26 protein-coding genes and 2 pseudogenes are annotated in these 26,611 nt (G+C 70.9%); 23 read left to right on the plus strand and 5 right to left on the minus strand.

Annotated features, from left to right (window positions below; translation table 11 throughout):
- Positions 1-966 (plus strand): hypothetical protein, encoded by a 966-nt coding sequence (locus tag ACWFR4_RS25505; RefSeq protein WP_453466899.1) that lies wholly within the window; start codon positions 1-3, stop codon positions 964-966.
- 6 nt (positions 967-972) lie between these two features.
- On the opposite strand, the gene ACWFR4_RS25510 is transcribed toward ACWFR4_RS25505, so the two are convergent.
- Positions 973-1,419, minus strand: coding sequence for a DUF3093 domain-containing protein (locus ACWFR4_RS25510; protein ID WP_116508893.1), 447 nt, complete (start codon positions 1,417-1,419; stop codon positions 973-975).
- A gap of 58 nt (positions 1,420-1,477) precedes the next feature.
- On the opposite strand from ACWFR4_RS25510, the gene ACWFR4_RS25515 reads away from it, so the two are divergent.
- The 10 genes and pseudogenes from ACWFR4_RS25515 (at position 1,478) to ACWFR4_RS25560 (ending at position 10,846) form a co-directional block, all read left to right on the plus strand.
- A complete protein-coding gene (locus tag ACWFR4_RS25515) occupies positions 1,478-2,062 on the plus strand; it encodes a PaaI family thioesterase (protein WP_116508891.1) in 585 nt (194 codons plus the stop codon).
- Positions 2,059-2,586: a dUTP diphosphatase gene (dut, locus tag ACWFR4_RS25520; RefSeq protein ID WP_453654689.1), complete on the plus strand. Its 528-nt coding sequence runs from the start codon at positions 2,059-2,061 to the stop codon at positions 2,584-2,586. The genes ACWFR4_RS25515 and dut overlap by 4 nt, the downstream gene beginning before the upstream one ends.
- A gap of 1 nt (position 2,587) precedes the next feature.
- On the plus strand, positions 2,588-3,355 hold the full coding sequence (locus tag ACWFR4_RS25525; RefSeq protein WP_453466895.1) for a DUF3710 domain-containing protein: 768 nt from the start codon (positions 2,588-2,590) through the stop codon (positions 3,353-3,355).
- A 237-nt stretch (positions 3,356-3,592) separates the two neighbouring features.
- Positions 3,593-4,095 (plus strand): annotated as a pseudogene (locus ACWFR4_RS25530) (ATP-binding cassette domain-containing protein); the annotation flags it as partial.
- 117 nt (positions 4,096-4,212) lie between these two features.
- On the plus strand, positions 4,213-5,439 hold the full coding sequence (locus tag ACWFR4_RS25535) for an alginate lyase family protein (protein ID WP_453654691.1): 1,227 nt from the start codon (positions 4,213-4,215) through the stop codon (positions 5,437-5,439).
- A 73-nt stretch (positions 5,440-5,512) separates the two neighbouring features.
- Positions 5,513-6,268: an ABC transporter ATP-binding protein gene (locus tag ACWFR4_RS25540; RefSeq protein WP_453465338.1), complete on the plus strand. Its 756-nt coding sequence runs from the start codon at positions 5,513-5,515 to the stop codon at positions 6,266-6,268.
- 143 nt (positions 6,269-6,411) lie between these two features.
- A complete protein-coding gene (locus tag ACWFR4_RS25545; protein WP_453465340.1) occupies positions 6,412-8,967 on the plus strand; it encodes an ATP-binding protein in 2,556 nt (851 codons plus the stop codon).
- A complete protein-coding gene (locus ACWFR4_RS25550) occupies positions 8,964-9,647 on the plus strand; it encodes a response regulator (RefSeq protein ID WP_453465342.1) in 684 nt (227 codons plus the stop codon). The genes ACWFR4_RS25545 and ACWFR4_RS25550 overlap by 4 nt, the downstream gene beginning before the upstream one ends.
- 41 nt (positions 9,648-9,688) lie before the next feature.
- Entirely contained in the window at positions 9,689-10,099 is a 411-nt protein-coding gene (locus ACWFR4_RS25555) for an OB-fold nucleic acid binding domain-containing protein (protein ID WP_100591174.1), read from the plus strand.
- 3 nt (positions 10,100-10,102) lie between these two features.
- Positions 10,103-10,846 (plus strand): DUF3159 domain-containing protein, encoded by a 744-nt coding sequence (locus ACWFR4_RS25560; RefSeq protein WP_453465343.1) that lies wholly within the window; start codon positions 10,103-10,105, stop codon positions 10,844-10,846.
- 106 nt (positions 10,847-10,952) lie between these two features.
- Here ACWFR4_RS25560 and ACWFR4_RS25565 read toward each other — a convergent pair whose 3' ends face one another.
- The 3 genes and pseudogenes from ACWFR4_RS25565 to ACWFR4_RS25575 all read right to left on the minus strand — a co-directional run.
- The gene (locus tag ACWFR4_RS25565) at positions 10,953-11,630 is read right to left on the minus strand and encodes a potassium channel family protein (RefSeq protein ID WP_116508876.1); all 678 of its coding nucleotides are present in this window, start codon (positions 11,628-11,630) and stop codon (positions 10,953-10,955) included.
- Entirely contained in the window at positions 11,630-12,301 is a 672-nt protein-coding gene (locus tag ACWFR4_RS25570; RefSeq protein ID WP_116508874.1) for a potassium channel family protein, read from the minus strand. Before ACWFR4_RS25570 ends, ACWFR4_RS25565 begins: the two co-directional genes overlap by 1 nt.
- 169 nt (positions 12,302-12,470) lie before the next feature.
- Positions 12,471-12,788 (minus strand): annotated as a pseudogene (locus ACWFR4_RS25575) (acyltransferase family protein); the annotation flags it as partial.
- Positions 12,789-13,133: 345 nt separating this feature from the next.
- Between ACWFR4_RS25575 and ACWFR4_RS25580 the strand changes: the two are divergent.
- The 11 genes from ACWFR4_RS25580 to ACWFR4_RS25630 all read left to right on the plus strand — a co-directional run bounded on the left by ACWFR4_RS25580 (position 13,134) and on the right by ACWFR4_RS25630 (position 24,138).
- Complete coding sequence (locus tag ACWFR4_RS25580; protein WP_116508872.1) at positions 13,134-13,529, plus strand: ArsR/SmtB family transcription factor; 396 nt, start codon at positions 13,134-13,136, stop codon at positions 13,527-13,529.
- A gap of 29 nt (positions 13,530-13,558) precedes the next feature.
- On the plus strand, positions 13,559-14,284 hold the full coding sequence (locus ACWFR4_RS25585; RefSeq protein WP_453654694.1) for a transglycosylase SLT domain-containing protein: 726 nt from the start codon (positions 13,559-13,561) through the stop codon (positions 14,282-14,284).
- Between the two features lie 111 nt (positions 14,285-14,395).
- Entirely contained in the window at positions 14,396-16,444 is a 2,049-nt protein-coding gene (locus ACWFR4_RS25590; RefSeq protein WP_453465347.1) for an APC family permease, read from the plus strand.
- Positions 16,445-16,556: 112 nt separating this feature from the next.
- Positions 16,557-17,888, plus strand: a complete 1,332-nt coding sequence (locus ACWFR4_RS25595; protein ID WP_453654696.1) for a class I SAM-dependent RNA methyltransferase — start codon at positions 16,557-16,559, stop codon at positions 17,886-17,888.
- Positions 17,889-17,977: 89 nt separating this feature from the next.
- A complete protein-coding gene (locus tag ACWFR4_RS25600) occupies positions 17,978-18,214 on the plus strand; it encodes a hypothetical protein (protein ID WP_453465351.1) in 237 nt (78 codons plus the stop codon).
- Positions 18,215-18,506: 292 nt separating this feature from the next.
- Positions 18,507-21,197 carry a LuxR C-terminal-related transcriptional regulator gene (locus ACWFR4_RS25605; RefSeq protein ID WP_453654800.1) on the plus strand — a complete coding sequence of 897 codons (2,691 nt, stop codon included), beginning with the start codon at positions 18,507-18,509 and terminating at the stop codon, positions 21,195-21,197.
- 77 nt (positions 21,198-21,274) lie between these two features.
- On the plus strand, positions 21,275-21,799 hold the full coding sequence (locus ACWFR4_RS25610) for a hypothetical protein (protein WP_453465353.1): 525 nt from the start codon (positions 21,275-21,277) through the stop codon (positions 21,797-21,799).
- 128 nt (positions 21,800-21,927) lie between these two features.
- Positions 21,928-22,137 (plus strand): hypothetical protein, encoded by a 210-nt coding sequence (locus ACWFR4_RS25615; RefSeq protein WP_227297834.1) that lies wholly within the window; start codon positions 21,928-21,930, stop codon positions 22,135-22,137.
- A 284-nt stretch (positions 22,138-22,421) separates the two neighbouring features.
- Positions 22,422-23,078, plus strand: coding sequence for an HdeD family acid-resistance protein (locus ACWFR4_RS25620; RefSeq protein WP_453654698.1), 657 nt, complete (start codon positions 22,422-22,424; stop codon positions 23,076-23,078).
- 113 nt (positions 23,079-23,191) lie between these two features.
- Positions 23,192-23,680 (plus strand): PLDc N-terminal domain-containing protein, encoded by a 489-nt coding sequence (locus tag ACWFR4_RS25625; RefSeq protein ID WP_453465357.1) that lies wholly within the window; start codon positions 23,192-23,194, stop codon positions 23,678-23,680.
- A 35-nt stretch (positions 23,681-23,715) separates the two neighbouring features.
- On the plus strand, positions 23,716-24,138 hold the full coding sequence (locus tag ACWFR4_RS25630) for a DUF7144 family membrane protein (protein WP_453465358.1): 423 nt from the start codon (positions 23,716-23,718) through the stop codon (positions 24,136-24,138).
- A 70-nt stretch (positions 24,139-24,208) separates the two neighbouring features.
- On the opposite strand, the gene ACWFR4_RS25635 is transcribed toward ACWFR4_RS25630, so the two are convergent.
- Positions 24,209-24,499 (minus strand): hypothetical protein, encoded by a 291-nt coding sequence (locus ACWFR4_RS25635; RefSeq protein WP_453654700.1) that lies wholly within the window; start codon positions 24,497-24,499, stop codon positions 24,209-24,211.
- A 567-nt stretch (positions 24,500-25,066) separates the two neighbouring features.
- On the opposite strand from ACWFR4_RS25635, the gene ACWFR4_RS25640 reads away from it, so the two are divergent.
- Complete coding sequence (locus ACWFR4_RS25640) at positions 25,067-26,605, plus strand: ABC transporter substrate-binding protein (protein WP_453654702.1); 1,539 nt, start codon at positions 25,067-25,069, stop codon at positions 26,603-26,605.
- Positions 26,606-26,611 lie beyond the last annotated feature (6 nt).

The following is a 26,611-nucleotide window of genomic DNA, read 5'->3' on the forward strand; positions in this document are numbered from 1 at the left end:
GTGACTGGCTCGACCCCGCCCTGGAAGCGCCGCTCCCGGAAGGACAGGGAAGCGGACGGTGGCCCGTCCGACGACGGCGTGCGTGACGACGAGCGAGGCTCTTCCCCCACAGGAGCAGCCTCGCTCGAGGACGCGGACGACCAAGAGGTGGCGGGCGACCTCGCGGCGGCGGGATACAGCGACGTGCCCGCCGTCTTCACCGAGGACGACCAAGCGCCGATCGGCGGCCGTGTACAGGTCGCCAGGCGACGTGTGGCCGCCGTCAAGGACGGCGTCCGCAAGAGCGGCACAGCCGCCAAAGCAGGACTCGGCTATCTCGCCGACCGGATCATCGAGAACGCGCCGCGTGTACCGGTGCGCGATCTGGCGACCCTGCGCAGACAGTTCCCCGGCCTGAGCGCCGAACAGCTCGCCGACAAACTCGTCGCGGGCGCCGCCAACGCCACCTCCACCGTGGGTGCGGGGATCGGCGCCGCCGCGATGATGCCCGTACCTCCCGCGATGCCCGCCGAGCTGGCGGCCGAGATCACCGGCGTCGCGGCCATCGAGATGAAGCTCGTCGCCGAGCTGCACGAGGTCTACGGCGTGCGCCCGCCCGGCGCCCTCAAGGACCGCAGCGCCGCCTATCTGGCCTCGTGGACCGAGGAGCGCGGCATCGAGGTGACGAAGCCCTCGACGATCAATGCGGCGCTCGGCGGCCAGATGAAGCGCGAGCTGCGCCAGCAGATCATGAAGCGCATGGTGCGTAACCTGCCGAACCTGATGCCGTTCATGGTCGGCGCCGCGGTCGGGGCGGTCATGAACCGCCGCGACACCAAGAAGCTCGCGGGGCGGATCCGCAAGGACCTGCGCAAGATCCAGGTCCCCTGGGACGCCCTGCCGGAGCTGCCGCCCCTGGAGCGCCCCAGCGACCCGCACCCGCTGATCCCGGGCGACGCACCCGGGCCCAAGGAGCTCGGAAGCTGACCGCCGCTACTTGCCGAGCGCCTTCGCCAGCCCCTTCGGGTCCCGTGTCGACAGATACACGTACGGGGTCGGGTCCTGCGGGTCGATGACGTCCACGCGCAGGGCCGTCGGGACATAGCTGCGCAGCAGCATGAAGGCGCGCGGGTCGGCCTTGTGCGTGCGCCAGGCGCGCGCCCCTTCGGCGTCCAGGATCTCCGCGTCACCCAGCGCCGACAGCGGGATCTTCGCGTCCCCGGCGACCAGCGAGTCCGCCACGACGCGGATGCGCACGGAGCCGTACGAACTCGTCACCACCGCCGCAGCGGCCGTCCCGCCGACCAGCCCCCCGAGCAGCGGCAGCGTGCCGAACGGCAGCATGATCAGGGCGCAGGCGACGCCGAGCAGGAGTGAGACGAGCCACCACGAGCGGGGGGCGGTGAGGCGTTCTTCGAACGGTGCGGTGGAGAGCTCCATGCGGTCAAGCTTGGCACGGTGCGCTTTCTCCCAGGACGCGCGGGTAAGGTCTGCGCCTGTGAGTGGTACTTCTGCAGCTCTGACGCCCCCCGCCGACGCCATAGCGCCCGTGCGGCACCCCGATGCCCCCGCGCCCGGCGAGCTCCTCGGCGCGCACTACGGACACTGTTTCGGATGCGGCGACGAACAGCCCCACGGGCTGCATCTGGCAGCTCGTGCGCAGGACGGCGTCCGCGTCACCGCCGAGTTCACGGTGCGGCCCGCCCACCAGGGCGCCCCCGGTCTCGCACACGGCGGAATTCTGGCCACCGCCCTCGACGAGACGCTCGGCTCGCTGAACTGGCTGCTGCGCGTCATCGCGGTGACCGGCCGGCTCGAGACGGACTTCGTGCGGCCCGTGCCCGTGGACACCGTGCTGTACCTCGACGCCGAGGTCACCGCCGTCGCCGGCCGCAAGATCTACTCGACCGCCACCGGCCGGATCGGCGGCCCCGACGGGCCCGTCGCGGTCCGCGCCGACGCCCTCTTCATCGAGGTGAAGGTCGACCACTTCATCGACAACGGCCGCCCGGAGGAGATCCAGGCGGCCATGAGCGACCCGGACCAGGTCCGGCGCACCCGTGCCTTCGAGGTGAACCCGTGACCCGAGCCCCTCTCGACGTGCTGATCAGGCGCGTCGACCCCGACGTACCGCTGCCCTCGTACGAGCACCCGGGTGACGCGGGCGCGGACCTGCGGACCACCGAGGCGTGCGAGCTCGCGCCGGGCGAGCGGGCCGTACTCCCCACGGGGGTGTCGATCGCGCTGCCCGAGGGGTACGCGGCCTTCGTGCACCCGCGATCCGGACTCGCCGCCCGCTGCGGTGTCGCCCTGGTGAATGCCCCAGGGACGGTGGATGCCGGGTACCGTGGAGAGATCAAGGTGATCGTGGTGAATCTCGACCCGCGCGACAGCGTGCGGTTCGAGCGCTTCGACCGGATTGCCCAACTGGTCGTCCAGCAGGTCGAGAAGGTGCGCTTCCAGGAGGTGGCGGAGCTTCCCGACTCGGCGCGGGCCGCGGGGGGCTTCGGGTCCACCGGTGGTCATGCCGCCGTGGGGCCGGGCCCGAGTGGGCATCAGGGTGGGAATCGATACGCATCGGTCGTATCCGACCGGGAAGGACAGTGACGTGTTCGGACGTCGCAAGAAGAACGGCGCCGCCGATGACGCGGCGGGCGAGGCCGAGCAGGTCGTCGACGGCGTAGCCGGCGACAGCGACGCGGGCGAGGGCGAGCCGCAGCGCGTGCGGCTCGAGCCCGAGCCGCGTCCCGACGGCCCCTGGGACTCCTCCGAGGTCCGCGAGCCCGGCGAGGGCCGCGTGGACCTGGGCGGACTCTTCGTCCCCGGAGTCGAGGGCATGGAGCTGCGGGTCGAGGTCGCGGGCGACGCGATCGTCGCGGCCACCGTGGTCCTCCAGGACAGCGCCGTGCAGCTCCAGGGCTTCGCCGCCCCCAAGAAGGAGGGCATCTGGGGCGAGGTCCGTGAGGAGATCGCCTCGGGCATCACTCAGCAGGGTGGCGTGATCGACGAGGTCGAGGGCCCGCTCGGCTGGGAGCTGCGGGCCCAGGTGCCGGTGCAGCTGCCGGACGGCACGGGCGGCTTCCAGGTCGTCCGGTTCATCGGCGTCGACGGCCCTCGCTGGTTCCTGCGCGGGGTGATCTCCGGGCAGGGAGCGGTGCAGCCGCAGGCCGCCGGGCTCCTCGAGCAGATCTTCCGGGACACCGTCGTGGTCCGCGGTGAGGGCCCGATGGCTCCGCGCGACCCGATCGTCCTGAAGCTGCCGGACGACGCGCAGATGGTCGCCGAGGGCGTGCAGCAGGAGCCGCAGGAAGGCTCCCGGTTCGCCGGTGGCATGGGGCAGCTGGCGCGCGGCCCCGAGATCACCGAGGTGCGCTGAGCCGCACCCTTACGGCCGTCGATGGGCCGCACACTCCACCGGAGTGTGCGGCCCATCGGCGTTGCGCACGGCTCGGCAGTTGAAGGTTGTCCAGACCATTGCGAGGCCTTCGCGCAACCCCCTGATGCGCCGCGCACAGGGGGAGAGCGGCTCGTGGACGTACGGCGGGTGCCTGCGGTGGTGCGGGGGAGCGGGCACCATCGGCTGGTTCTGTGTGCCGCCGGGCTCGCGGTCGTGCCCCGCGACAGGCGGACCGCGCGGGCCGCCGAACTCCTCGACGTGCTGGGCATCGCGCACTGCCGCGACCGGCGCCCGGCCGAGCTGTCCGGGGGCGAGCAGCGGCGCGTCGCCGTCGCGGTGGCCATGGCGAACGCGCCGCGTGTCCTGCTGGCCGGCGAGCCGACCGGCGAGCTCGACACGGCGAGCGGGGAGGACGTGTTCACGGCCCTGCGCCGCGCCAACGAGGAGCTGGGCGGACCGTTCTCGTCGTCACCCACGACCCGCTCGTGTCCGGCCAGGTGCGTCGCACGGTCCGTATCCGCGACGGCCGCACGTCGACGGAGACCTTGCGCGAACGCGGGGGAGAGGGCTAGGAGTTCACGGTTCTGGACCGGGTGGGCAGGCTCCAGCTGCCGCGGGACTGCGTGGAGCGGTACGGGCTGCGCGGCCGGGTTCGGCTCACGGGTGAGGCGGGCCACGTGGGCGTATGGCCGGATCGCGACGACCGCTCCGACGACTGAACTGCGGCTCTTTCTTCACCTCTTGACGGAGGGCTGGTACGTACCTAGGGTCTGCGGCCAACACCCGTGTTCATAAAGGTACTTCACGTTCACATAGAAGAACGGATGGCCCCCCACATGCCGAACACACCGGCCCCCGCCCGCCACCGGCGCAGACGACGCACCGCCCTCCTCGCCACCCTCGCGACAACCACCACCGCACTCGTCGCCACCCTCCTCGCCTGGCCCGGCGCCGACCGCGCCGACGCCGCGCCCGCCACCTTCGCCCACCCGGGCGTCACGGTCTCCAAGAGCCAGCTCGACTTCGCCCGCGACAAGGTCAACGCCGGCGCCCAGCCCTGGAAGGGCGCGTACGACCAGATGCTGGCGAGCAAGTACGCCTCCCTCACACGCACCGCCAAGCCCCGCGCCACCGTCGAGTGCGGCTCCTACTCCAACCCCAACTACGGCTGCACCGACGAGCGTGAGGACGCGATAGCCGCGTACACCGACGCCCTCGCCTGGTACATCACGCGCGACGACCGCTACGCGAAGAAGTCCATCGAGCTGATGGACGCCTGGTCGGCCACCATCAAGGAGCACACCAACAGCAACGCGCCGCTCCAGACCGGCTGGGCCGGCTCCTCCTGGCCCAAGGCCGCCGAGATCATCAAGTACACGTACACCGGCGGCTGGGCGAACGAGGGCCGTTTCCGGACGATGCTGCGCGACGTCTACCTCCCCAAGGTCATCAACGGCTCCAACTCCAACGGCAACTGGGAGCTGTCGATGATGGAGGCCGCCGTCGGCATCTCCGTCTTCCTGGAGGACAGGACGTCGTACGACAAGGCCATGGCCAAGTTCCGTACGCGCACGGCCGCCTACGTCTACCTCGCCTCCGACGGCGACCTGCCGAAGACCGTGCCGAGCCAGAACCTCGACACCAAGGCCAAGATCGTCAGCTACTGGCAGGGGCAGTCCACCTTCGTCACCGGCCTCACCCAGGAGACCTGCCGCGACTTCACGCACACCGGATACGGCATCTCCGCCATCTCCCACATCGCCGAGACCAGCCGCATCCAGGGCCAGGACCTGTACGGCACCGACGTCGGGCAGCGCCTCCAGCAGGCCCTCGGCTTCCAGGCCAAGTACGAGCTGGGCGAGGCGCCGCCGAGCTGGCTGTGCGGCGGGTCCGTCACGCGCGGGCTCGGACCCGTCACCGAGGTCGGCTACAACGCGATGCACACCCGCCTCGGCAACGCCATGACGAACACCCAGAAGCTCACCGAGCAGAACCGCCCGGCGGGCTCCAACAACCTGTTCGTCGCCTGGGAGACCCTGACCCACGCCGAGAACCCCAACTGATCCGGGTCATTGCCCGGCCGGGCGCCGCGTGACCATACTGGCGCCCGGCCGGGGAACGTACGGGGGAGCGCACATGAGTGAGAGCACGGAAGCAGGGACCGCCGTCCTCGACCAGGACGGCGGCGGCCCCATGGTCGTCATCGAGGACCTGCACCGCTCCTACGGCACCGGGGCCGCGGCCGTGCACGCGCTGCGCGGCGTCTCCTTCCAGGTGCCGCGCGGCGAACTCGTCGCCCTCAAGGGCCGCTCGGGATCCGGCAAGACGACGCTCCTCAACCTCGTCGGAGGGCTCGACGAACCCGACGGCGGGCGCATCACCGTCGACGGACAGGACCTCTCCGGACTCGGCGAGAACGGGCTCCTGGAACTGCGCAGGGACCGCATCGGCTTCATCTTCCAGTCCTTCGGCCTGATCCCGATCCTGTCCGCCGCCGAGAACGTCGGGGTCCCGATGCGGCTGCGCAAGGCCGACCCCCGCGAACGCGAGGAGCGCGTGGAGCTGCTCCTCGCCCTCGTCGGCCTCGCCGACCACGCCAAGCAGCGCCCCGGCGAACTGTCCGGCGGCCAGCAGCAGCGCGTCGCCATCGCCCGCGCGCTCGCGAACCGGCCCGCCCTCCTCATCGCCGACGAACCCACGGGCCAGCTCGACGCCGAGACCGGCCTCGCCGTCATGGAGCTGCTGCGCGCCGTCGTCCGCAGCGAACACGTCACCGCGCTCGTCGCCACCCACGACGCGGCGCTGCTCGACCTCGCCGACCGGGTCCTCGAACTGCGCGACGGCGAGATCACGGAGATCACCGCGTCAGGGGAGACGCCGGGGCAGCGCTGACCGAAACGCCGCCGGTGCGGCGCGGCCCGCATCAGAGTTGCGTCAAAGACGCACGTCCGCGGCCCCCTCGCCCCATTTGCCGTAATTGGTGGCCGTAGGGTCGACGCTGCGTACAACGCGTGGAGCGGGAAGACAATGGGGCCATGGGACGCGGCAAGCTACGGATCTACCTCGGTGCGGCACCGGGCGTCGGCAAGACCTACGCGATGCTCTCCGAGGGCCACCGCCGAATCGAGCGGGGCACGGACTGCGCCGTCGGCTTCGTCGAGCACCACGGCAGGCCCCGTACGGAGGTGATGCTCCACGGCCTCGAACAGATCGCCCGCAAGGAGCTGACCTACCGCGGCGCCGTCTTCACCGAGATGGACGTCGACGCCGTACTCGCCCGCCGCCCCGACGTCGCCCTGGTGGACGAACTCGCCCACACGAACGTGCCCGGCTCGCGCAACGCCAAGCGCTGGCAGGACGTCGAGGAGCTCCTCGCCGCCGGTATCGACGTCGTCTCCACCGTCAACATCCAGCACCTGGAGTCACTCGGCGACGTCGTCGAGTCGATCACCGGCGTGCGTCAGCGCGAGACCGTCCCCGACGAGGTGGTGCGCCGCGCCGACCAGATCGAGCTGGTCGACATGTCGCCGCAAGCGCTGCGCCGCCGCATGGCCCACGGCAACATCTACAAGCCGGACCGCATCGACGCCTCCCTCTCCAACTACTTCCGCCCCGGCAACCTCACCGCCCTGCGCGAACTGGCCCTCCTGTGGGTGGCCGACCGCGTCGACGAATACCTCCAGCAGTACCGCGGCGAACACAACATCCGCTCCACCTGGCAGGCCCGCGAGCGCATCGTCGTCGGCCTGACCGGCGGACCCGAGGGCCGCACCCTCGTCAGGCGCGCGGCGCGGATGGCAGCCAAGGGCTCGGGCAGCGAGATCCTCGCCGTCTACATCGCCCGCAGTGACGGCCTCACCGCCGCATCCCCCAAGGAGCTCGCGCTCCAGCGCACCCTCGTCGAGGATCTGGGCGGTACCTTCCACCACGTCATAGGGGACGACATACCGGCCGCGCTCCTCGAGTTCGCACGCGGCGTCAACGCGACCCAGATCGTGCTGGGCTCCTCGCGCCGCAAGACGTGGCAGTACATCTTCGGACCCGGCGTCGGCATGACCGTCGCCCGCGAGTCGGGCCCCGACCTCGACGTGCACATCGTCACGCACGAGGAAGTGGCCAAGGGGCGCGGCCTCCCCGTCGCACGTGGCGCGCGCCTCGGCCGCTCCCGCATCATCTGGGGCTGGCTCGTCGGCGTCGGCGGGCCCGCCCTGCTGTCCCTCGCACTCACCCATGTCGCCACCGATCTCGGCCTCGCGAACGACATGCTCCTCTTCCTGTCCGTGACTGTGGCGGCCGCCCTCGTCGGCGGTCTCCTGCCGGCGCTGGCCTCGGCCGCCGTCGGCTCGCTCCTCCTGAACTACTACTTCACGCCGCCGCTGCACCTGTTCACCGTCGCCGACCCCAAGAACATCGTCGCCATCGTGATCTTCGTCGGGGTCGCGGTGTCGGTCGCCTCCGTCGTCGACCTCGCGGCCCGGCGCACCCACCAGGCCGCAAGACTGCGGGCCGAGTCCGAGATCCTCTCCTTCCTCGCCGGCAGCGTCCTGCGCGGCGAGAACAGCCTCGACGCGCTGCTCGACCGGGTCCGCGAGACCTTCGCCATGGACTCCGTCGCCCTCCTCGAACGCGCGAGCGACGTCGAGCCGTGGACCTGCGCCGCCAGCGTCGGCCCGCACCCCCTGGAACGCCCCGAGGACGCCGACGTCGACATGCCGGTCGGCGACCACATGGCGCTCGCCCTGTCCGGCCGGGTGCTGCCCGCCGAGGACCGCCGCGTCCTCGCGGCCTTCGCGGCCCAGGCCGCCGTCGTCCTCGACCGCCAGCGCCTCCAGTCCGAGGCGGACCAGGCCCGTACCCTCGCCGAGGGCAACCGCATCCGCACCGCCCTGCTCGCCGCCGTCAGCCACGACCTGCGGACCCCGCTCGCCGGGATCAAGGCCTCCGTCTCCTCCCTGCGCTCCGACGACGTGGCCTGGTCCGAGGAGGACCAGGCGGAACTCCTCGCCGGCATCGAGGAGGGCGCCGACCGCCTCGACCACCTCGTCGGCAACCTCCTCGACATGTCCCGCCTCCAGACCGGCACCGTCACCCCGCTGATGCGCGAGATCGATCTCGATGAGGTGGTCCCGATGGCGCTGGTGGGCGTCCCCGACGGCAGCGTCGACCTCGACATTCCGGAGAGCCTGCCCATGGTCACCGTGGACAAGGGACTCCTGGAGCGCGCCGTCGCCAATATCGTCGAGAACGCGGTCAAGTACAGCCCCGAGGACGAGACGGTCCTCGTCGCGGCCAGCACGCTCGGCGACCGCGTCGAGGTACGTGTCGTGGACCGCGGTCCCGGCGTCCCCGACACCGCGAAGGACCGCATCTTCGCCCCGTTCCAGCGCTACGGTGACGCACCGCGCGGCGCCGGAGTGGGCCTCGGCCTCGCCGTCGCGCGCGGCTTCGTCGAGGCGATGAACGGCACGCTCACGGCGGAGGACACCCCCGGCGGGGGCCTGACCATGGTCCTCACGCTCACCGCCGCGACCGGCCACCCGCCGGCCGCCCCCACCAGCTCAGCCATTGCTCAGAGAGGCAGGTACGCATGACCCGGGTGCTCGTGGTCGACGACGAGCCGCAGATCGTGCGCGCCCTCGTCATCAACCTGAAGGCGCGCAAGTACGAGGTGGAGGCCGCGCCCGACGGCGCGGGCGCGCTCCAGCTCGCCGCCGCGTTCCACCCCGACGTGGTCGTGCTCGACCTGGGCCTGCCCGACATGGACGGCGTCGAGGTGATCAGGGGCCTGCGCGGCTGGACCCGCGTACCGATCCTGGTGCTGTCCGCGCGGCACTCCTCCGACGAGAAGGTCGAGGCGCTCGACGCGGGCGCCGACGACTACGTCACCAAGCCGTTCGGCATGGACGAGCTCCTGGCCCGCCTGCGCGCCGCGGTCCGGCGGGCCGAGCCCACGGGCGGAGGCGAGGACGAGGGCATCGTCGAGACCGACGACTTCACCGTCGACCTGGCCGCGAAGAAGGTCAACCGCGACGGCCGCGACGTGCGCCTGACCCCCACCGAGTGGCACCTCCTGGAGGTCCTGGTCCGCAACACGGGCCGTCTGGTCAGCCAGAAGCAGCTCCTCCAGGAGGTCTGGGGCCCCTCCTACGGCACCGAGACGAACTACCTGCGCGTCTACATGGCCCAGCTCCGCCGCAAACTGGAGTCGGACCCCTCACACCCGCGCCACTTCATCACGGAGCCCGGCATGGGGTATCGCTTCGAGCGCTGACCCGCTCATCCGTTGTCCCCGCCCCCCGGTACGCTTGATTTATGAGTGCTGTCCCTCGTTCCGATACGCCGTCCGAGAAGCCGGCAGGCCGCTTCCGGCGCATGCTCGACCGGCTGTCCTCCTCCCAGGAGGACCTGGAGTCGGAAGAGCTGCGCGAGGACTCGCAGACCACGGGTTGTACCCGCATCGGGGACTGCCAGGACCGGCAGATAGTCACGGTTACTGGTACCTTGCGCACGGTCACCCTCCGACCACGCGCCGGAGTCCCGGCCCTGGAGGCGGAGCTGTTCGACGGCTCCGCGGCTCTGGACGTCGTATGGCTCGGCCGCCGGTCCATCGTCGGCATCGAGCCCGGCCGCAAGCTGATCGCTTCCGGACGCGTTTCGATGAGCCGGGGCCGTAGGGTGCTCTTCAACCCGAAGTACGAACTCAGACCGCTCGGACGGGAGTAGCCGGTGACGTCCCTCGACAAGCCGACCGCGGATCAGGAATCCGACTCGAAGGCGGTGACCGAGGCCGCCCTCTTCGAGGCCTTCGGCGGCGTGCGGGGCTTGGTGGAGACCGTCGTTCCCGGTCTCCTCTTCGTGACCATCTTCACGATCAACAAGGACCTGCACATGTCGGCCATCGCGGCCCTCGCGGTGTCCCTGGTCCTGGTCGTGGTCCGCCTGGTCATGAAGGACACCGTCAAGCACGCCTTCAGCGGCGTCTTCGGCGTGGGCTTCGGCGTCCTCTTCGCGATGATGACGGGCAATGCCAAGGACTTCTACCTGCCCGGCATGCTCTACACGCTGGGCCTGGCCGTCGCCTACATCGTCACCACGCTGTGCGGGGTGCCGCTGATCGGCCTGATCCTGGGACCGGTCTTCAAGGAGAACCTCTCCTGGCGCACGCGCAACCCCGGCCGCAAGAAGGCCTACGCGAAGGCCAGCTGGGCCTGGGGCCTGATCCTGCTCGCCAAGTGCGCGATCCTCTTCCCGATGTACTGGTGGGCCGACACCACGAAGTTCGGCTGGGTCCTGATCGCCCTGAAGATCCCGCCGTTCCTGCTCGCCGTCTGGCTGACCTGGGTCTTCCTGTCGAAGGCGCCCGCGCCCATCGACGTGTTCGCGGAGATGGAGGCGGAGGAGAAGGCCGAGAAGGAAGCGAAGGCCGCCCGCAAGGAGTCGGGGGCTGCGCGTCATCGCCGCGAGGTCTGAGCGTCGTCGGGAGGCGTGACGTGACCGCCGCCGGCTGAGACGTTACGAAGATGGGGCCCCGGAGTGCGAACTCCGGGGCCCCATCTTCGTACCTGCGGAAGAACCGTCAGCCCGCGACGTCCTCGCGGCGGACCGACAGCAGGTCCTCGAGCTGTTCCTCGCGGGCCTGGGCGGCCACGAACAGCAGCTCGTCGCCCGCCTCCAGGGAGTCCTCCTGGGACGGGGCCAGGACGCGGGTCCCGCGGATGATCGTCACCAGGGACGTGTCCTCGGGCCACTGGACGTCGCCCACGCGCGTGCCGGCCAGCGCCGACTCGGGCGGCAGCGTCAGCTCCACCAGGTTCGCGTCGCCGTGGCTGAAGCGCAGCAGGCGGACCAGGTCGCCCACGCTCACCGCCTCCTCGACGAGCGCGGACATCAGGCGCGGCGTGGAGACCGCGACGTCGACGCCCCACGACTCGTTGAAGAGCCACTCGTTCTTCGGGTTGTTCACGCGGGCGACGACCCGCGGGACCCCGTACTCGGTCTTCGCGAGCAGCGAGACGACAAGGTTGACCTTGTCGTCGCCGGTGGCCGCGATGACCACGTTGCAGCGCTGGAGCGCCGCCTCGTCCAGGGACGTGATCTCACAGGCGTCGGCGAGCAGCCACTCCGCCTGCGGGACGCGCTCGACCGAGATGGCGGTCGGCGCCTTGTCGATGAGAAGGACCTCGTGCCCGTTCTCCAGGAGCTCACCGGCGATGGACCGGCCCACCGCGCCCGCTCCGGCAATGGCGACCCTCATCAGTGACCGCCCTCCTCTTCAGGACCCTCGGCGAACGCCGCTTCGACCTTCTCGACGTCGTCGGTGCGCATCATCACGTGCACCAGGTCGCCCTCCTGCAGGACCGTCTGCGACGTGGGCAGGATCGCCTCGCCGAGCCGGGTGACGAATGCGACCCGGACGCCGGTCTCCTCCTGGAGCCGGCTGATCTTGTGGCCCACCCATGCCACCGAGGCGTGCACCTCGGCGAGCTGGACGCCCCCGGTGGGGTCGCGCCACAGCGGCTCGGCGCCGGACGGAAGCAGCCTGCGCAGCATCTGGTCCGCGGTCCACCGCACGGTCGCGACGGTCGGGATGCCCAGGCGCTGGTAGACCTCGGCGCGACGCGGGTCGTAGATACGGGCCGCGACGTTCTCGATGCCGAACATCTCGCGGGCCACGCGGGCGGCGATGATGTTCGAGTTGTCACCGCTGGAGACGGCCGCGAACGCGCCGGCCTCCTCGATCCCCGCCTCGCGCAGGGTGTCCTGGTCGAAGCCGACCCCGGTGACGCGGCGGCCGCCGAAGCCGGAACCCAGGCGGCGGAAGGCCGTGGGGTCCTGGTCGATGACCGCTACTGTGTGCCCCTGTTGTTCAAGGTTCTGGGCCAGGGCTGAACCCACCCGGCCGCACCCCATGATGACGATGTGCACCGGCCGCTACCCCGCACTCCCGGTCGCCCCGATGACCTGCGAAAACATCTCGCTCACTCTTCTCTCTCAGTCTGCCGGGCAACTAGAGGCAATCGCGTGCCGCGTTGCCAGGAGACGAGCTTAAGCCGCATGGCCTCCGTTGCCAGCATCCGCGTAGCCGGAAGCTTGATCAGCCTCGCCGCGTGCTGCCCCTGCCCGCGATCTCGGCCGCGTCCCGCCTGAACGCCCACTTCATCTCCGGTTCCATCGCGAAGCGGGAGCGGGAGAGGCGTTGCACGGGAGGGGTGCACAGGCTGGTGATGAGAGCGGCGGCGGCCGGCCTGACGGTGATCTCGCCGAGCGGGGTGTGCAGCCACCGAAGGTCGTACCAGTCCCAGAAGCGGGAGCCCTTGGCGACGACCCCGTGCAGCAGGCAGCCGTACAGGGTGCCTGCGCCGAGTGCCGTGAACCACGTCTTGCGGCGCGGGACCCAGGCGAAGAAGCACGCGTCGCGCGCCTTGGCGGGCTGCTTGTCCGGCTTCCCCGCGACCACCTGCTGCCTGTCCGGCCTCTCGGCGGCTGCGCGCTGCTCGTCCGGCTTGTCCGCGGCCCGCCCGCGCGTCGTCGGCGGCTTCGCCTGCGGGGCCGCAGCGGGCTCGGACGCGGGTTCCGGCAACGTGCGGCATGGTCACCCTGAGGTGTGCCCGGCCGTCGCGCGGGGAGGTGGCTGCGGGGCATCTCCAGCACCGTAGCCACCTCTCCTCTCCCGCGTGAACCCGGACCACAGCGGCGTTACGGGCGTCACAGTGCCCACCTAGACTGGGGTCCTCCTTGGCCCGGTGAGCCGAAGCGGATGTGGAAGAGGACGACGACGGTGGTGACGCGCGTACGCGACTTCGATGACCGGCCCGCCTTCGACGACCCGCCCGCCGAGGTCATCGCGGAGGCGGCCGGCGCGTTCGGGCTTCTCGCCTCCTCGGCCCGGCTGCACATCGTGTGGGCCCTCGCGCAGGGTGAGAGCGATGTCACAGGCCTCGCCGACCGCGTCGGCGGCGCGCTGCCCGCCGTGAGCCAGCACCTGACCAAACTGAAGCTCGCCGGGCTCGTCCGGTCCCGGCGCGAAGGGCGCCGCCAGGTCTACTTCGTGGACGACCCGGACATCGTCGCCGTGGTGCGGCTGCTGGTCGGCCGGCTCGCCGAGCGCGCCGACCCGAACCCGGCCCGCCGCCTCCGCGGGGCCGGGGCGTAGAGAACGAAAGGGCCTGGAGGAGGCGGGGGATGGCGGAGCGAGGCGGGCAGGCCAGGCGCGGGCCCTGGCTCTGGGGTGTAGTGCTGCTCGTCGTCCTGGTGGCCTGGGCGTGCGGGCGGTCGGGGGATACGGGCGCAGACGGGGCCGGTGGGGCCACGGGGGCTACGGGGAAGCCCGATGTGTCCGCCCACCCCTCGCGAACGCCCACGACCCCCACGCCGAAGCCCAGCCCCAGCAGCTCCACCACCCCCTCGGGCAAGTACGACCCGGCGGCCTACGCCCCGCAGGTCCGCGCCCGCGCCGCCGAGGCCGGCGTCAGCCCGCGGCTCCTCATGGCGATCCTCTACAACGAGTCGTACAAACCCCACGACCCCGCCCTGGAACGCGCCTGGCAGCGTTACAAGCCGGGCGCCGCCTTCGGGATCGCCAACATGCACCGCGCCGCGTTCGACGAGACCAAGCGGGGCCGGGCCTTCGCGGGGCGCCGGTGGGAGGAACTGCCCGACGACCGGGACTTGGCCGTGCGCGCGGCCGCCTGGTACCTCCACGACCTGGCGCGGCAACTGCCCGCGCACCCCTCGGGCCCGTACGACAAGGACGAGTTGCTCGGGCTCGGATACAACACGGGCGCGGGGAACATGCAGGCCTTCGCCCGCGGTGCGACGCCCGGCAGCCAGGCCGCCGATTATCTGGCCCGACTGCGTTCGAACTGGGACAAGGCAGGGCAAGCCGTCGCCCGCGCAGGCGGCAACTGAGAATGTAACGCCTCGCCAGGACCGCCCGGCGCGAGGCCCGATGTGAGGTTCCGGTGCACTTGGGGGGTGGTGGGTGGGCGGCCCCCCGTTCGAACGCTTACGATCCTCTGCGTGTCCAAACTGACCGACGTGCCCAAACGGATCTTGATCGGGCGCGCTCTGCGCAGCGACCGGCTCGGAGAAACGCTCCTGCCGAAGCGCATCGCCCTCCCCGTTTTCGCCTCCGACCCGCTGTCCTCCGTGGCCTATGCGCCGGGAGAGGTGCTGCTGGTCCTCTCCATCGCGGGCGTGTCGGCGTACCACTTCAGCCCCTGGATCGCCGTCGCGGTCGTGGTGCTGATGTTCACCGTGGTCGCCTCCTACCGCCAGAACGTCCACGCGTACCCGAGCGGCGGCGGCGACTACGAGGTCGCGACCACGAACCTCGGCCCCAAGGCCGGCCTCACCGTCGCGAGCGCCCTCCTCGTCGACTACGTCCTCACCGTCGCCGTGTCGATCGCCTCCGGCATCGAGAACCTCGGCTCGGCGATCCCGTTCGTCGTCGAGCACAAGGTCCTGTGCGCCGTCCTGGTCATCGTCCTGCTCACGCTGATGAACCTGCGCGGCGTGAAGGAGTCCGGGAAGCTCTTCGCCATCCCGACCTACGTCTTCGTGGCAGGCGTCTTCATCATGATCGCGTGGGGCGCGTTCCGCGGGCTCGTCCTCGACGACACCATGAAGGCGCCCACCGCCGACTTCCACATCAAGGCCGAACACCAGGGTCTCGCGGGCTTCGCCCTCGTCTTCCTCCTGCTGCGCGCGTTCTCCTCGGGCTGTGCCGCGCTCACCGGTGTCGAGGCGATCAGCAACGGCGTACCGGCGTTCCGCAAGCCGAAGTCGAAGAACGCGGCGACCACGCTCGCGGCGATGGGCCTGCTGGCCGTCACCATGTTCTGCGGCATCATCGCCCTGGCCATGTCGACCAACGTCCGCATGGCCGAGAACCCGGCGACCGACCTGATCCACAACGGCGTCGCGGTCGGCGGGAGCTACGTCCAGAACCCGGTGATCTCCCAGGTCGCCGAGGCCGTCTTCGGCAAGGGCAGCTTCCTCTTCATCATCCTCGCCGCGGCCACCGCGCTGGTCCTCTTCCTCGCGGCCAACACCGCGTACAACGGCTTCCCGCTCCTCGGCTCGATCCTCGCCCAGGACCGCTACCTGCCGCGCCAGCTGCACACCCGTGGCGACCGCCTCGCGTTCTCGAACGGCATCGTGCTCCTCGCCGGCGCCGCGGCGCTCCTCGTCGTCATCTACGGGGCCGACTCGACGCGCCTGATCCAGCTGTACATCGTCGGCGTGTTCGTCTCGTTCACGCTGAGCCAGACCGGCATGGTCCGGCACTGGAACCGCCATCTGCGCACCGAGAAGGACCAGGCCAAGCGCCGCCACATGGTCCGCTCGCGCGCCATCAACACCTTCGGCGCGTTCTTCACCGGCCTCGTGCTCGTCGTGGTCCTCGTCACGAAGTTCACGCACGGCGCCTGGGTCGCCCTCCTCGGCATGTGCATCTTCTACGCGACGATGACCGCGATCCGTAAGCACTACGACCGCGTGGCCGAGGAGATCCAGGCCCCCGAGACGCCCGGTGACGACACCGTGCGGCCCTCCCGGGTGCACTCCATCGTCCTGGTCTCCAAGATCCACCGGCCGACGCTGCGCGCCCTCTCGTACGCGAAGCTGATGCGCTCGGACACCCTCGAAGCGCTCAGCGTGAACGTCGACCCGGCGGAGACAAAGGCCCTGCGCGAGGAGTGGGAGCGGCGCAGCATCGACGTACCGCTCAAGGTCCTCGACTCGCCCTACCGCGAGATCACGCGCCCGATCATCGAGTACGTGAAGAGCCTGCGCCGCGACTCCCCGCGCGACGCGGTCAGCGTGATCATCCCCGAGTACGTGGTCGGCCACTGGTACGAGCACCTGCTCCACAACCAGTCCGCTCTGCGCCTCAAGGGCCGGCTCCTGTTCACCCCCGGCATCATGGTCACCTCGGTGCCCTACCAGCTGGAGTCCTCCGAGGCCGCCAAGAAGCGGGCCCGCAGGCGCTCCGAGTGGAACGCTCCGGGTGCGGTGCGCCGCGGCCCGGTCGAGAAGCGCCCGAAGGAGCCCTCGAACAAGGGCTGACCCCCTCGGCTGTCGTGTGGCGAGCGGCCGGACCACACCCACGTAGACTGGTGGGCTGTTGTCCGGCCGTTCGCCGTGTCCCTTGCTTTCTTACGTTGTGGAGTCCCCCGCCATGCAGGCAGAACCGAAGAAGTCGCTGGTCGGGGAGGAGTATGAGGTCGAGGTCGGCCCCGTCGCCCATGGTGGCCACTGCGTCGCCCGCACGGACGAGGGGCAGGTCCTGTTCGTCCGGCACGCGCTGCCCGGCGAGAAGGTCGTGGCCCGCGTCACGGACGGCGAGGAGGGCGCCCGCTTCCTGCGCGCCGACGCGGTCACCGTCATCGAGGCGTCCAAGGACCGCGTCGAGGCGCCCTGCCCGTACGCCGGTCCCGGCCGCTGCGGTGGCTGCGACTGGCAGCACGCCAAGCCGGGCGCGCAGCGCCGCCTCAAGGGCGAGGTCATCGCCGAGCAGCTCCAGCGCCTCGCGGGCCTCACGCCCGAGGAGGCCGGCTGGGACGGCACGGTCATGCCGGCCGAGGGCGACAAGCTCCCGGCGGGCGAGGTCCCGCAGTGGCGTACGCGCGTGCAGTACGCGGTCGACCCCGACACCGGGAAGGCGGGCCTGCGCCGCCACCGCTCGCACGAGGTCGAGCCGGTCGAGCACTGCATGATCGCGGCGCCGGGCGTCTCCGAACTTGGCATCGAGAAGCGCGACTGGACGGGCATGGAGTCCATCGAGGCGATCGCGGCGACGGGCTCCCAGGACCGCCAGGTCATCCTGACCCCGCGCCCCGGCGCGCGCCTGCCCCTGGTCGAACTCGACAAGCCGGTCTCCGTGCTGCGCGTCGACGAGAAGGACGGCGGCATCCACCGGGTCCACGGCCGCGGGTTCGTCCGCGAGCGCGCCGACGGCCGCACGCACCGCGTGGGCAGCGGCGGCTTCTGGCAGGTGCATCCGCAGGCGGCGGACACGCTGGTCAAGGCCGTCATGCAGGGCCTGCTGCCCCGCAAGGGCGAGATGGCGCTCGACCTGTACTGCGGCGTCGGCCTCTTCGCCGGCGCGATCGCGGACCGCATCGGCGACCAGGGCGCGGTGCTCGGCATCGAGTCCGGCAAGCGCGCGGTCGAGGACGCCCGCCACAACCTGGCCGCGTTCGAGCGCGTCCGCATCGAACAGGGCAAGGTCGAATCGGTCCTCCCGCGCACGGGCATCACCGAGGTCGACCTGATCGTCCTGGACCCGCCGCGCGCGGGCGCGGGCAAGAAGACGGTGGAGCACCTGGCGTCGCTCGGCGCCCGCCGCATCGCCTACGTGGCCTGCGACCCGGCAGCCCTGGCCCGCGACCTGGCGTACTTCCGCGACAGCGGCTACAAGGTCCGCATGCTGCGCGCGTTCGACCTGTTCCCGATGACGCATCACGTGGAGTGCGTGGCGATTCTTGAGCCGGTGAAGAAGGACGCCTGACCTGAGGTTTCGCGAGTGGGCGGCGGCCCCGCGAATCGAACTGTCGCGGGGCCGTCGGCTTGCTCGTTCAGGCGCTCAGTTGTCCGCCCTTGACCGCTGAGACGAAGGAGGGCCAGCCGGCGGAGGTGGGAGACGCCGTCCACGACACCGTGCGGGACCGGTTCGGGCGGGTCATGGGCCATGAGGGGCCGTATCTCCAGATCCGTCCGCTGGCCGGTGGCCGCGAATGGGACGCCGAGACCTGCGACCTCCGGCTCCTGACCCAGGACGAGTTGCTGCGCGCGCTGGTGGCCGAGGCGAACGCCCGCAGCAGGCAGGGCACATGACGGCGCGGTGATCCGCCCGCGCGCGGAAACCGGGGGCATGCCCCTACCCGCACGAGTCTTCTTCGTGCTGCCTGGGGGCATTTCCTTGCTGTCGGCGGCTCGGGTGCGAGAGCGATTCCCGCCGCCCTTCTCGAGAGTGCGGTGACCGTTGGTGTGCGGGTGCCGGCACGCCTTGCATTCCCCGTCGAGAAGTCCGCCCCCGCGCGCGCGGCCGGAAAGGCTGGGATCCTGAGGGGGAGCGGGCCCATGGCTCGGCCCCTGACAGGCAGCGGTGGTGAGCGCTGTGGCGGAGATCCACGAGGATGCTGCTGGACCGGGTGTTCCGGGTGTTCCGGGTGTTTCCGGAGTGGATCCTCTGGGGGACTCGTTTCTCCGCACGCGCATCGCCCTGCCGACGCGACCCGCCGCCTACCTGCGGCGGCAGCGGCTCGACCGGCACCTCGACGAGGCCCTTCGGACGCGGCTGACCCTGATCAACGGAGCGGCGGGCGCGGGCAAGACCCTGCTGGCCGCCGACTGGGCCGCCGGCCTGCCACAGCCGGTCGCCTGGCTCACCGCTGAGGACGAGGACCGGCAGCCCGGTGTGTTCTGGGCGTACGTGCTGGAGGCTCTGCGCGCGTGCGGTGCGCCGGTCTCCGGCGCGGTCGGGGTCCCGACGGAGGCGGTCCGCGTGGACCGCAAGCTGCTGGCGGCGCTCGCCGCCGATCTGGACGCACGTGACCAGCCGGTGACGGTCGTGATCGACGAGTTCGACCGCGTGACCACCCCCGAGGTCGCGGAGCAGCTGGAATTCGTCCTGCACCACGCCGGGCAGGGCATGCGCCTGGTTCTCGTCACCCGCACCGAACCCCTGCTGCCGTTGCACCGTTACCGGGCGGCCGGCGAGCTGACGGAGCTGCGCGGCGCCGAGCTGGCCTTCACCCCCGAGGAGGCCGTCTCGCTGCTGGAACTGCACGGTCTGCGCCTGCCGGTCGACGCCGCGCGCGGCCTGGTGGACCGCACCCGGGGCTGGGCCGCCGGACTGTGCCTGTGCGCCCTGGCCGCGCGGGAGAGCGCGGCCCCGGAGCTCTATCTGAAGGAGTTCGAGGCGGACCGGAGCGCGGTCGCGGACTTCCTGCTGGCCGAGGTGCTCAAGCGGCAGCCGGAGGAGACACAGGATCTCCTGCTGCGCGTCAGCGTCCTGCAGCGTTTCAGTCCTGATCTGGCGAACGCGCTGACCGGGCGGACCGACGCCGAGCCCCTGCTCGTCGAGCTGCACCGCGCGAACGCGTTCGTCGAGGACCTCGGGCACTCGTGGTACCGGCTCCACCCGCTGTTCGGGGAGATACTCCGGGCCCACCTGCGGGTCCGCCTGCCGGGGCTGGAGCCCGAGCTCCACCGACGTGCCGCGCTGTGGCTGCGCCGTTCCGGATCCCTGCCGGAGACACTCGCTCACGGTGCCGCGTCGGGCGACTGGGGTTTCACCGCCGGCGCCCTCGTCGACGACCTGGCGATCGGACAGCTCTTCACCGGTCTGCGCTCGGCCGACCTCGACCAGTTGTTCTCCGGGATGGACCCCGAGGCCACCGGCCCCGCGACGGAGCTCGTCCGGGCGGCCCGTGACCTGTCCCGGTGCGACGTCGAGCGCGGTCTGTCCCATCTGCGCCGCGCCGAGGAGCGGCTTGCCGCCGACCCGCACGACCGGGCGGCAGCGCAGCTGAGCTGTGCGCTGCTGGAGACGCTGGCCGCCCGGCTGACCGGTTCTCCCGAGCAGGCCGAGGCGGCCGCTCAGGCGGCCGCCGGGCTCCGGCGGGAGGTTCCGGAGCACCTCCTGGACAGACATCCCGAACTCCATGCGCTCCTCATGACCCATCTCGGCTCCACCCGCCTGTGGGCCGGGCGCTTCGAGGACGCGCGTGCCGCCCTGACCACAGTGGCGGGCACCCATGGCGGACCGTCCACCGTGCTGCCCCGTGAGGAGTCGCTGGGGCACCTGGCACTGATCGACTACCTGAACGGCTGGATCGACAGGGCGGAGCGCAAGGCTCTCGCGGGTGCCTCCGAGGCGGAGAGGTTCCGTGTGGCCGAGCCGGGCGTCTCGGGTGCCGGCACGGGCATCGGGTTGCTGGTGCTGGCCGCCGTGGCCGTGGACCGCGACGAGTTGAGCCAGGCGCAGACCCTTCTCGACGAGACGGCCCAACTCCGCTCTGCGACGCACGATCCGGTGATCGCCGCGGTCCGGGCCATCACCAAGGCGCGTCTCCTGCTGGTCCAGGGCCACGCCCGCGCCGCCGTCGAGGCGGCGGACCCAGGCATCCGCGTCTGTGCGGCCTCGCCCTGGGCGGCGGGCCAGGAGGCGCTGTTCGCCTCGGCCGCGCACATGGCCGAAGGACGGCCTCGGATGGCCGCCGAGGTGCTCCAGGACGTCCCCGGCGACCAGCCGGCCTGCGCTGTGGAAGCCGCGCGGATACTGCTCGCCGCAGGTCGCCCGGAAGAGGCCGTCGGTCTGCTCGACAGCATCGACACCGGGGGCCGGACCGGGCCGGCGGTGACCGTTCGGGCAGCGCTGGTCAGGGCTCAGGCCGCGCAGGGGGCGGGAGACGACGCCACAGCACGCAGGCTCGTCGCGCAGGCACTCCTCGGCGCACGGCGCGAGCGGCTTCGCAGACCCTTCCTCGATGCGCGGCCGTGGATCCGGCCTCTGCTGTCCACCGCGCCGCTCCAGGAGCTGGCCGCGGACTGGCTGACGCCCGCTCCGTCGCGTCCTGGTGAACCGGCCACGGTCGACGCGCGGCCCGCTGCGCTCGTCGCGGAGGAGCTGAGCGGACGCGAGCGGGATGTGCTGGAGCGGCTGGCCCGGATGATGTCGACCGAGGAGATCGCCGCCGACCTCTACGTGTCGGTGAACACGGTGAAGACCCACCTCAAGAGCATCTACCGGAAGCTGGCGGTGAACCGGCGCAACGAAGCGGTGCGCCGCGCGCGCGAACTCGGACTGGTGTGAACGGGCCCCGTCGGCCGGCCGACGCTCCGGCCGGGGTGACCGGACCGATGCCCTGAGCCGAGTCCGAGGAGGCACCAGTGTCCCGAACCACCGGACCTGTCACGGGCCGACCGGACAGAGCCGAGCGCCGAGCACATGCCGACTACACGGGCGGCGTCTACGGATCCCTGCTCGCGGCCTCCGTGGTCGTCGGCGCCGGCTCGCTGGGCTCCTTTCCCCGCGCGGAGCTGGTGCTGCTGCTGTTGCTCACCGGCGTGGTGTTCTGGATCGCCCATGTACACGCGCAGCTGTTCGGAGCGCGGCTGGCGCGGCGGAAGGCACTGGACCGCGGGACCGTGCTGCGCGTGTGCCGCGACGAGTGGCCGATCGTCAATGCGGCCATCCCGCCCGCCGCCGCGGTGGCCCTCAGCCCTCTCCTCGGGCTGGACGTGAAAGCTGGGCTCTGGCTGGCGCTGTCGGTCGCCGTGGCCGGGCAGGTGGGCTGGTCCGTGGCCGCGGCACGCCGGGCCGGTGCACCCCGGCGTCTCATGGCCGTCACCGCCTTGGTCAACCTGGTGCTCGGTCTGCTGATCATCACCTTCAAGATCGTCCTGAAGCACTGAGCCGGATCGCCGTGCGCCGGAGAAGGCAGGTCACCTGTACCGGGTGAGGCCCGGCCGGGCGCCGAGGCGGACGCTCGCAGGTGAGGACGTCGCCCACCCGCCCCACGCTGCTCGCGGGAGAAAAGCCCATGCGTTACGAGATCCGCGTCGAGGGACACATGTCGGAAACGCTGACCAAGGCCTTCCCCGAGCTGGGCCACGTGATGATGGCCGGCCAGACGGTGCTGTTCGGCCCCGTCGTGGACGATGCGCACCTGTACGGGCTGCTGGCCCGGCTCCAGTCGCTGGGACTGCGGGTGCTGGAGATGCGGCAGTTGCCGGAGGGCCGGGCCGACTGATCAGAGGCGCTCCGCCCTGATCCGCCCGGAGCGGCAGGCCGCTCCCAGCGTCTCGAAGTCACGCTCGTTCCGTCGCCCTTCGTTCCCGTCCGCCGCACGCCCGGCCGTAGGGCGTGCGAACGCCTCCGGGTCCGCCTCATCGCCCTGACGGCGCCGCCGGATCACCCGCCGTGGGTGACCCGGTGGGCCGCGGCGCGCGGGACGCTGAGGCGGTCAGGTCCCCGCGTACCGCCGGTCCCTTCGGTGGTCCGGGAACGACCCGCTCGTTCATGCGAGGAGGAGTCATGACCATGCCGCGTGGTCCGGCGCCGCAGACCGGACCGGAACCCTCCGCCGGCGGGGCGGCCTCCCGGCCGGTCGACGATCCCGCCGACGCACTGGCGCGACTGGGCCGCTCATGGACGTGGATCCTGGGCTCGGCGGTCGTCACGCTGGTGCCCGGCATCCTGATCCTGGTCTGGCCGGCGGAGACACTGCACGTCCTGGCGGTCCTCATCGGCCTGTACCTGCTGGTCATGGGGGTGTTCCGGTTCGTGGCCGTCTTCGCGCGGGAGGAGGAACGGCTGTCGGGGCTGCTCCTGGCCGTGCTGTTCCTCCTGGCCGGGGTGCTGTGCCTGCGGAACCCGCTGCAGACCATCACCGCGCTCTCCCTGATCGTCGGCGTCGTCTGGCTCGTGTCCGGTGTCCTCACCCTCTACACCGCCATCGCCGCCAAGGACCTGCCGCACCGCGGCGTGCTCCTGGGCGTCGCGGTGCTCGGCATCGTCGCGGGCATCGTCGTACTGGTCCTGCCCGCCGAGTCGGCACAGGCCCTGACCCGGCTGCTCGGCCTGTGGCTCGTCCTGCTCGGTCTGGCCGAGGCGGCGGTCGCCTTCGCCTGGCGGTCCGCGCTTCGGAAGGCGGGCGTCACGGGCTCGCCCGGCCAGGCGCCGACGGCCTGACACCCCACCCACCGAGCTCACCCCCGCCGGGTGAGGCCACCCGGCCCCTGTCGGCCCACGCTGAAGGCGGCAGGCAAAGGCGGCTGGGCGAGCGCCCGGGACGGAGAAGAGACATGAACGCGCAGACGTACCTGGCGTACGACTATCCGCTGTTGAGCGTCTTCTGGAGCATGCTCTGGTTCTTCGTGTGGATCATGTGGTTCGTCTTGCTCTTCCGCATCATCGGCGACATCTTCCGCGACGACGACATGAGCGGCTGGGGGAAGGCCGGCTGGCTGGTGCTCACCATTTTCCTGCCCTTCCTGGGCGTCTTCGTCTACATGATCGCCCGTGGCAAGAACATGGGCCGCCGGGAGATCGCGCAGGCCCGTGAGCAGCAGAAGGCCTTCGACAGCTACATCAGGAAGACCGCGGGCGGTACGGAACGGCCCAGCAGCGTCGACGAGCTGGCCAGGCTGTCCGAGATCCGCGCCCGCGGCGACATCACGGACGAGGAGTTCAACAAGGCGAAGCAGATGGTGCTGGCCGGCCACGGTCCGGCCGAAGGCCCTGGTACTGACACCGCCTCCGGCTCCTCGGGCTCCTCCAGCTCCGCACGCTGAGCGCGTGCCGGACGAACACGAAACGAGGCACCACCATGACCGCGACACACTCGCAGCCGGCCGACACGACGAAGCAGGCGTGGGCAGGCGGCCTGACGATCTTCGCCGGCATCATGCTCATGCTCGTCGGTGTGCTCGGCATCTGCCGGGGCATCATGGGGATCGCCAAGGACGACATCTTCGTCACCACGCGCAACTACATCTTCCAGTTCGACCTGACCGGCTGGGGCTGGGTCCACCTCGTCCTGGGCGTGATCGCGGTGATCGTCAGCTTCGGGCTGCTCCAGACCGCGACGTGGGCACGCGTCGGCGGCGTGGTCATCGCCGGACTCGTCATCATCGCCAACTTCCTCTCCCTGCCGTACTACCCGCTCTGGTCGGTCGTGCTGATCGCGATCTCGGGCTTCGTCATCTGGGCGCTGTGTGTGGTCCGGAAAGACGAGTCCGACGGGTTCTAGGGCGCACCTCACGGCGTGTGAGTGACGCGGAGGGAAACCGGCAGGAGTCGAGGCGTTGCCCGGGGCCCGGTCAGCGCCTCGACTCCTGCCACCGCACGAACGCCCGCGCGAGCTGTTGCGGGGCGGTCTCCACCTCGCCGTCGGGGCCCGGGTGGCCCGCCGGGACCGGTAGGTCGACGCTGGGGTAGCGGGGGTCCTCGCCGGCCGGGATGGCGTTCGCGGCGTCGGCCGGCGGGCGCAGGAGTGCCCGGTTCATGCGCTGTTCGACCTCGGTGTGCTCGGGGCGGCCCGCGAGGCCTCCCCGCTCGTCCGGGTCCGGGGTGCGGTCGTAGAACTCGGCCGGTTCGTACAGGCGCCACACGTACACCACTCCTTGTCCCATACGGCGATGGCGCGGCCCACGAGTTTGGGGCGCTCGTGCTGGAGCGCGGCCTTCAGGTCGTAGGGAAACCGGCGCTGTCCATCTGCGGCTCCTCTTCGACGGGGGAGCCGCTTTCGGTGAACGCGTACGTGCGATGCCTTGCCGAGGCTTGCCGTACGGGGAGGAGGCTGCGGCAGCCGAAGGTGGCGGTGCGGGGCCTCGACGCCGGCCAGTTCCAGGACCGGCGCGCAGCTGGTCCGGGATGAAGAAGGCGAAATTCGGCCACTTGTGGGACATGGGTCGCGCTCCTTCGCGTCATCCGATCATCAAAACCATACGATGAGTGGTTTTCGGGGGCAAGGGGTGTGCGCCGGTGGCCGCGGGCTCGCGTTCACCTCGCCGCTTGGCGCGTCGACGTTCTTCGGTCGGCGCATTGACGCCCAGAAACCGATCACAATATGGTTTTCGAGCGTTGAAGAGCCTGCCGGCGGAGTGTGCCGTCCGGCTGCCGCATGACACCTTGCCGGGAGACGTCTGCCGCCCGGCCCTCCAGACGGAGAGAACACCATGAGGATTTCCGCCCGCATAGGGGCATTGACGGCTGGTGCCACGGCTCTGTCCCTGGCACTCACGGGCTGTGGCACGGACGGCGGTTCCGCCACGGCCGGCACGGCGGAACTCGACATCGCCACCCTCACGAACGCCCAGAGCCTGGACCCGGCGACCGCGCTCGGCAGCGCCCTGCCGTACTTCCAGGCGGTCTACGACACCCTCGTCAAGCGGGCCCCCGACGGCACGTACAAGCCGATGCTCGCCACCAAGTGGACGTACGACACGAGCCGAACCAAGCTCTCCCTCACCCTGCGGGAAGGCGTGAAGTTCAGTGACGGGGCCGCCTTCGACGCGCAGGCGGTCAAGGCCAACCTGGAGCACTTCAAGGGTGGCGGAGGCGGCGGGGCGAAGTACCTCGCCGCGCTCAAGAGCGTCAAGGTGGCCGACGCGACGCACGTGACGCTGCAGCTGACGAGCCCCGACCCGGGGATGCTCTTCTACCTGAGCGACGCGGCCGGCCTGATGGCGAGCCCGAAGAAGCTGGCCGGCGGCTCCCTCAAGACGAAGCCGGTCGGGACCGGCCCCTACACCCTGGACAAGGCCAAGACAGTGATCGGCTCCAAGTACGTCTTCGACCGCAAGAAGGACTACTGGGGCGAGGAACTCCCGTACAAGACCCTGACGATCAGCGTCTTCGACAACGAGACGGCCGTCGTCAACGGCCTCAAGACGGGCCAGCTCGACAGTGCTGTCCTCCAGGACGCCAATCAGCAGGCGTCCATCGAGTCCGACACGCACCTCACCAAGACCAAGCACAGTTTCGACTTCCAGGGGCTCCTGCTCTTCGACCGCGGCGGCGTGCGGACACCGCAGCTGAAGGACGCAAGGGTGCGGCAGGCACTCAACTACGCACTGGACCGCGAGACGATGCTCGAGAAGATCCGAGGCGGCCGTGGTGAGATCACGGACCAGGTCTTCGGTCCCGAGACGAAGGCGTACGACAAGAGCCTGGACACCTACTACCCCCACGACCCGGCCAAGGCCAGGAAGCTGCTCGCGCAGGCCGGTTACGCGAAGGGCTTCACGCTGAAGCTGCCGCGCATGTCCGCCATCGTCAACGACGCCCTGGCGTCGTCGATCGAGGCCGACTTCAAGGCCGTGGGCGTCAAGGTCAAGTGGGACCAGCTCGACGGTGCCACCGCCCTGCAGAAGATCTTCCAGGAGAAGGCCTACTCCGGCATGGTCATGAACATCGGCCAGTCCTCCATCGACTGGGTGACCATGAACGACCTTGTGGTGCCGGGGGCGTTCAACCCCTTCGCCACCAGCGACCCGACCGTGAAGAAGCTGCTTCCGCAGGTCCAGACGGCCAGTGACACCAAGGCCGGTGACGACGCGTCGCGCGCGCTCAACAGGCACCTGGTCGAGGAGGGGTGGTTCGCCCCCTTCTACCGGGCGTCCTTCCTGATCGTGTCGACCAAGGACGTGAAGGTCGTGCCGCAGTCAGGGATGGCCGTGCCGTCGATCTACGACTACACGCCCGCCAAGTCCTGAACCGAG

The organism is Streptomyces sp. NPDC055140 (assembly GCF_053607285.1).

Coding starts and splice junctions, on each gene's coding strand:
- ACWFR4_RS25510 (WP_116508893.1), bottom strand. CDS start 1,419: ATGGAGCTCTCCACCGCACCGTTCGAAGAACGCCTCACCGCCCCCCGC.
- ACWFR4_RS25535 (WP_453654691.1), top strand. CDS start 4,213: ATGCCGAACACACCGGCCCCCGCCCGCCACCGGCGCAGACGACGCACC.
- ACWFR4_RS25540 (WP_453465338.1), top strand. CDS start 5,513: ATGAGTGAGAGCACGGAAGCAGGGACCGCCGTCCTCGACCAGGACGGC.
- ACWFR4_RS25545 (WP_453465340.1), top strand. CDS start 6,412: ATGGGACGCGGCAAGCTACGGATCTACCTCGGTGCGGCACCGGGCGTC.
- ACWFR4_RS25550 (WP_453465342.1), top strand. CDS start 8,964: ATGACCCGGGTGCTCGTGGTCGACGACGAGCCGCAGATCGTGCGCGCC.
- ACWFR4_RS25555 (WP_100591174.1), top strand. CDS start 9,689: ATGAGTGCTGTCCCTCGTTCCGATACGCCGTCCGAGAAGCCGGCAGGC.
- ACWFR4_RS25565 (WP_116508876.1), bottom strand. CDS start 11,630: ATGAGGGTCGCCATTGCCGGAGCGGGCGCGGTGGGCCGGTCCATCGCC.
- ACWFR4_RS25580 (WP_116508872.1), top strand. CDS start 13,134: ATGTGGAAGAGGACGACGACGGTGGTGACGCGCGTACGCGACTTCGAT.
- ACWFR4_RS25585 (WP_453654694.1), top strand. CDS start 13,559: ATGGCGGAGCGAGGCGGGCAGGCCAGGCGCGGGCCCTGGCTCTGGGGT.
- ACWFR4_RS25595 (WP_453654696.1), top strand. CDS start 16,557: ATGCAGGCAGAACCGAAGAAGTCGCTGGTCGGGGAGGAGTATGAGGTC.
- ACWFR4_RS25615 (WP_227297834.1), top strand. CDS start 21,928: ATGCGTTACGAGATCCGCGTCGAGGGACACATGTCGGAAACGCTGACC.
- ACWFR4_RS25620 (WP_453654698.1), top strand. CDS start 22,422: ATGACCATGCCGCGTGGTCCGGCGCCGCAGACCGGACCGGAACCCTCC.
- ACWFR4_RS25625 (WP_453465357.1), top strand. CDS start 23,192: ATGAACGCGCAGACGTACCTGGCGTACGACTATCCGCTGTTGAGCGTC.
- ACWFR4_RS25630 (WP_453465358.1), top strand. CDS start 23,716: ATGACCGCGACACACTCGCAGCCGGCCGACACGACGAAGCAGGCGTGG.
- ACWFR4_RS25640 (WP_453654702.1), top strand. CDS start 25,067: ATGAGGATTTCCGCCCGCATAGGGGCATTGACGGCTGGTGCCACGGCT.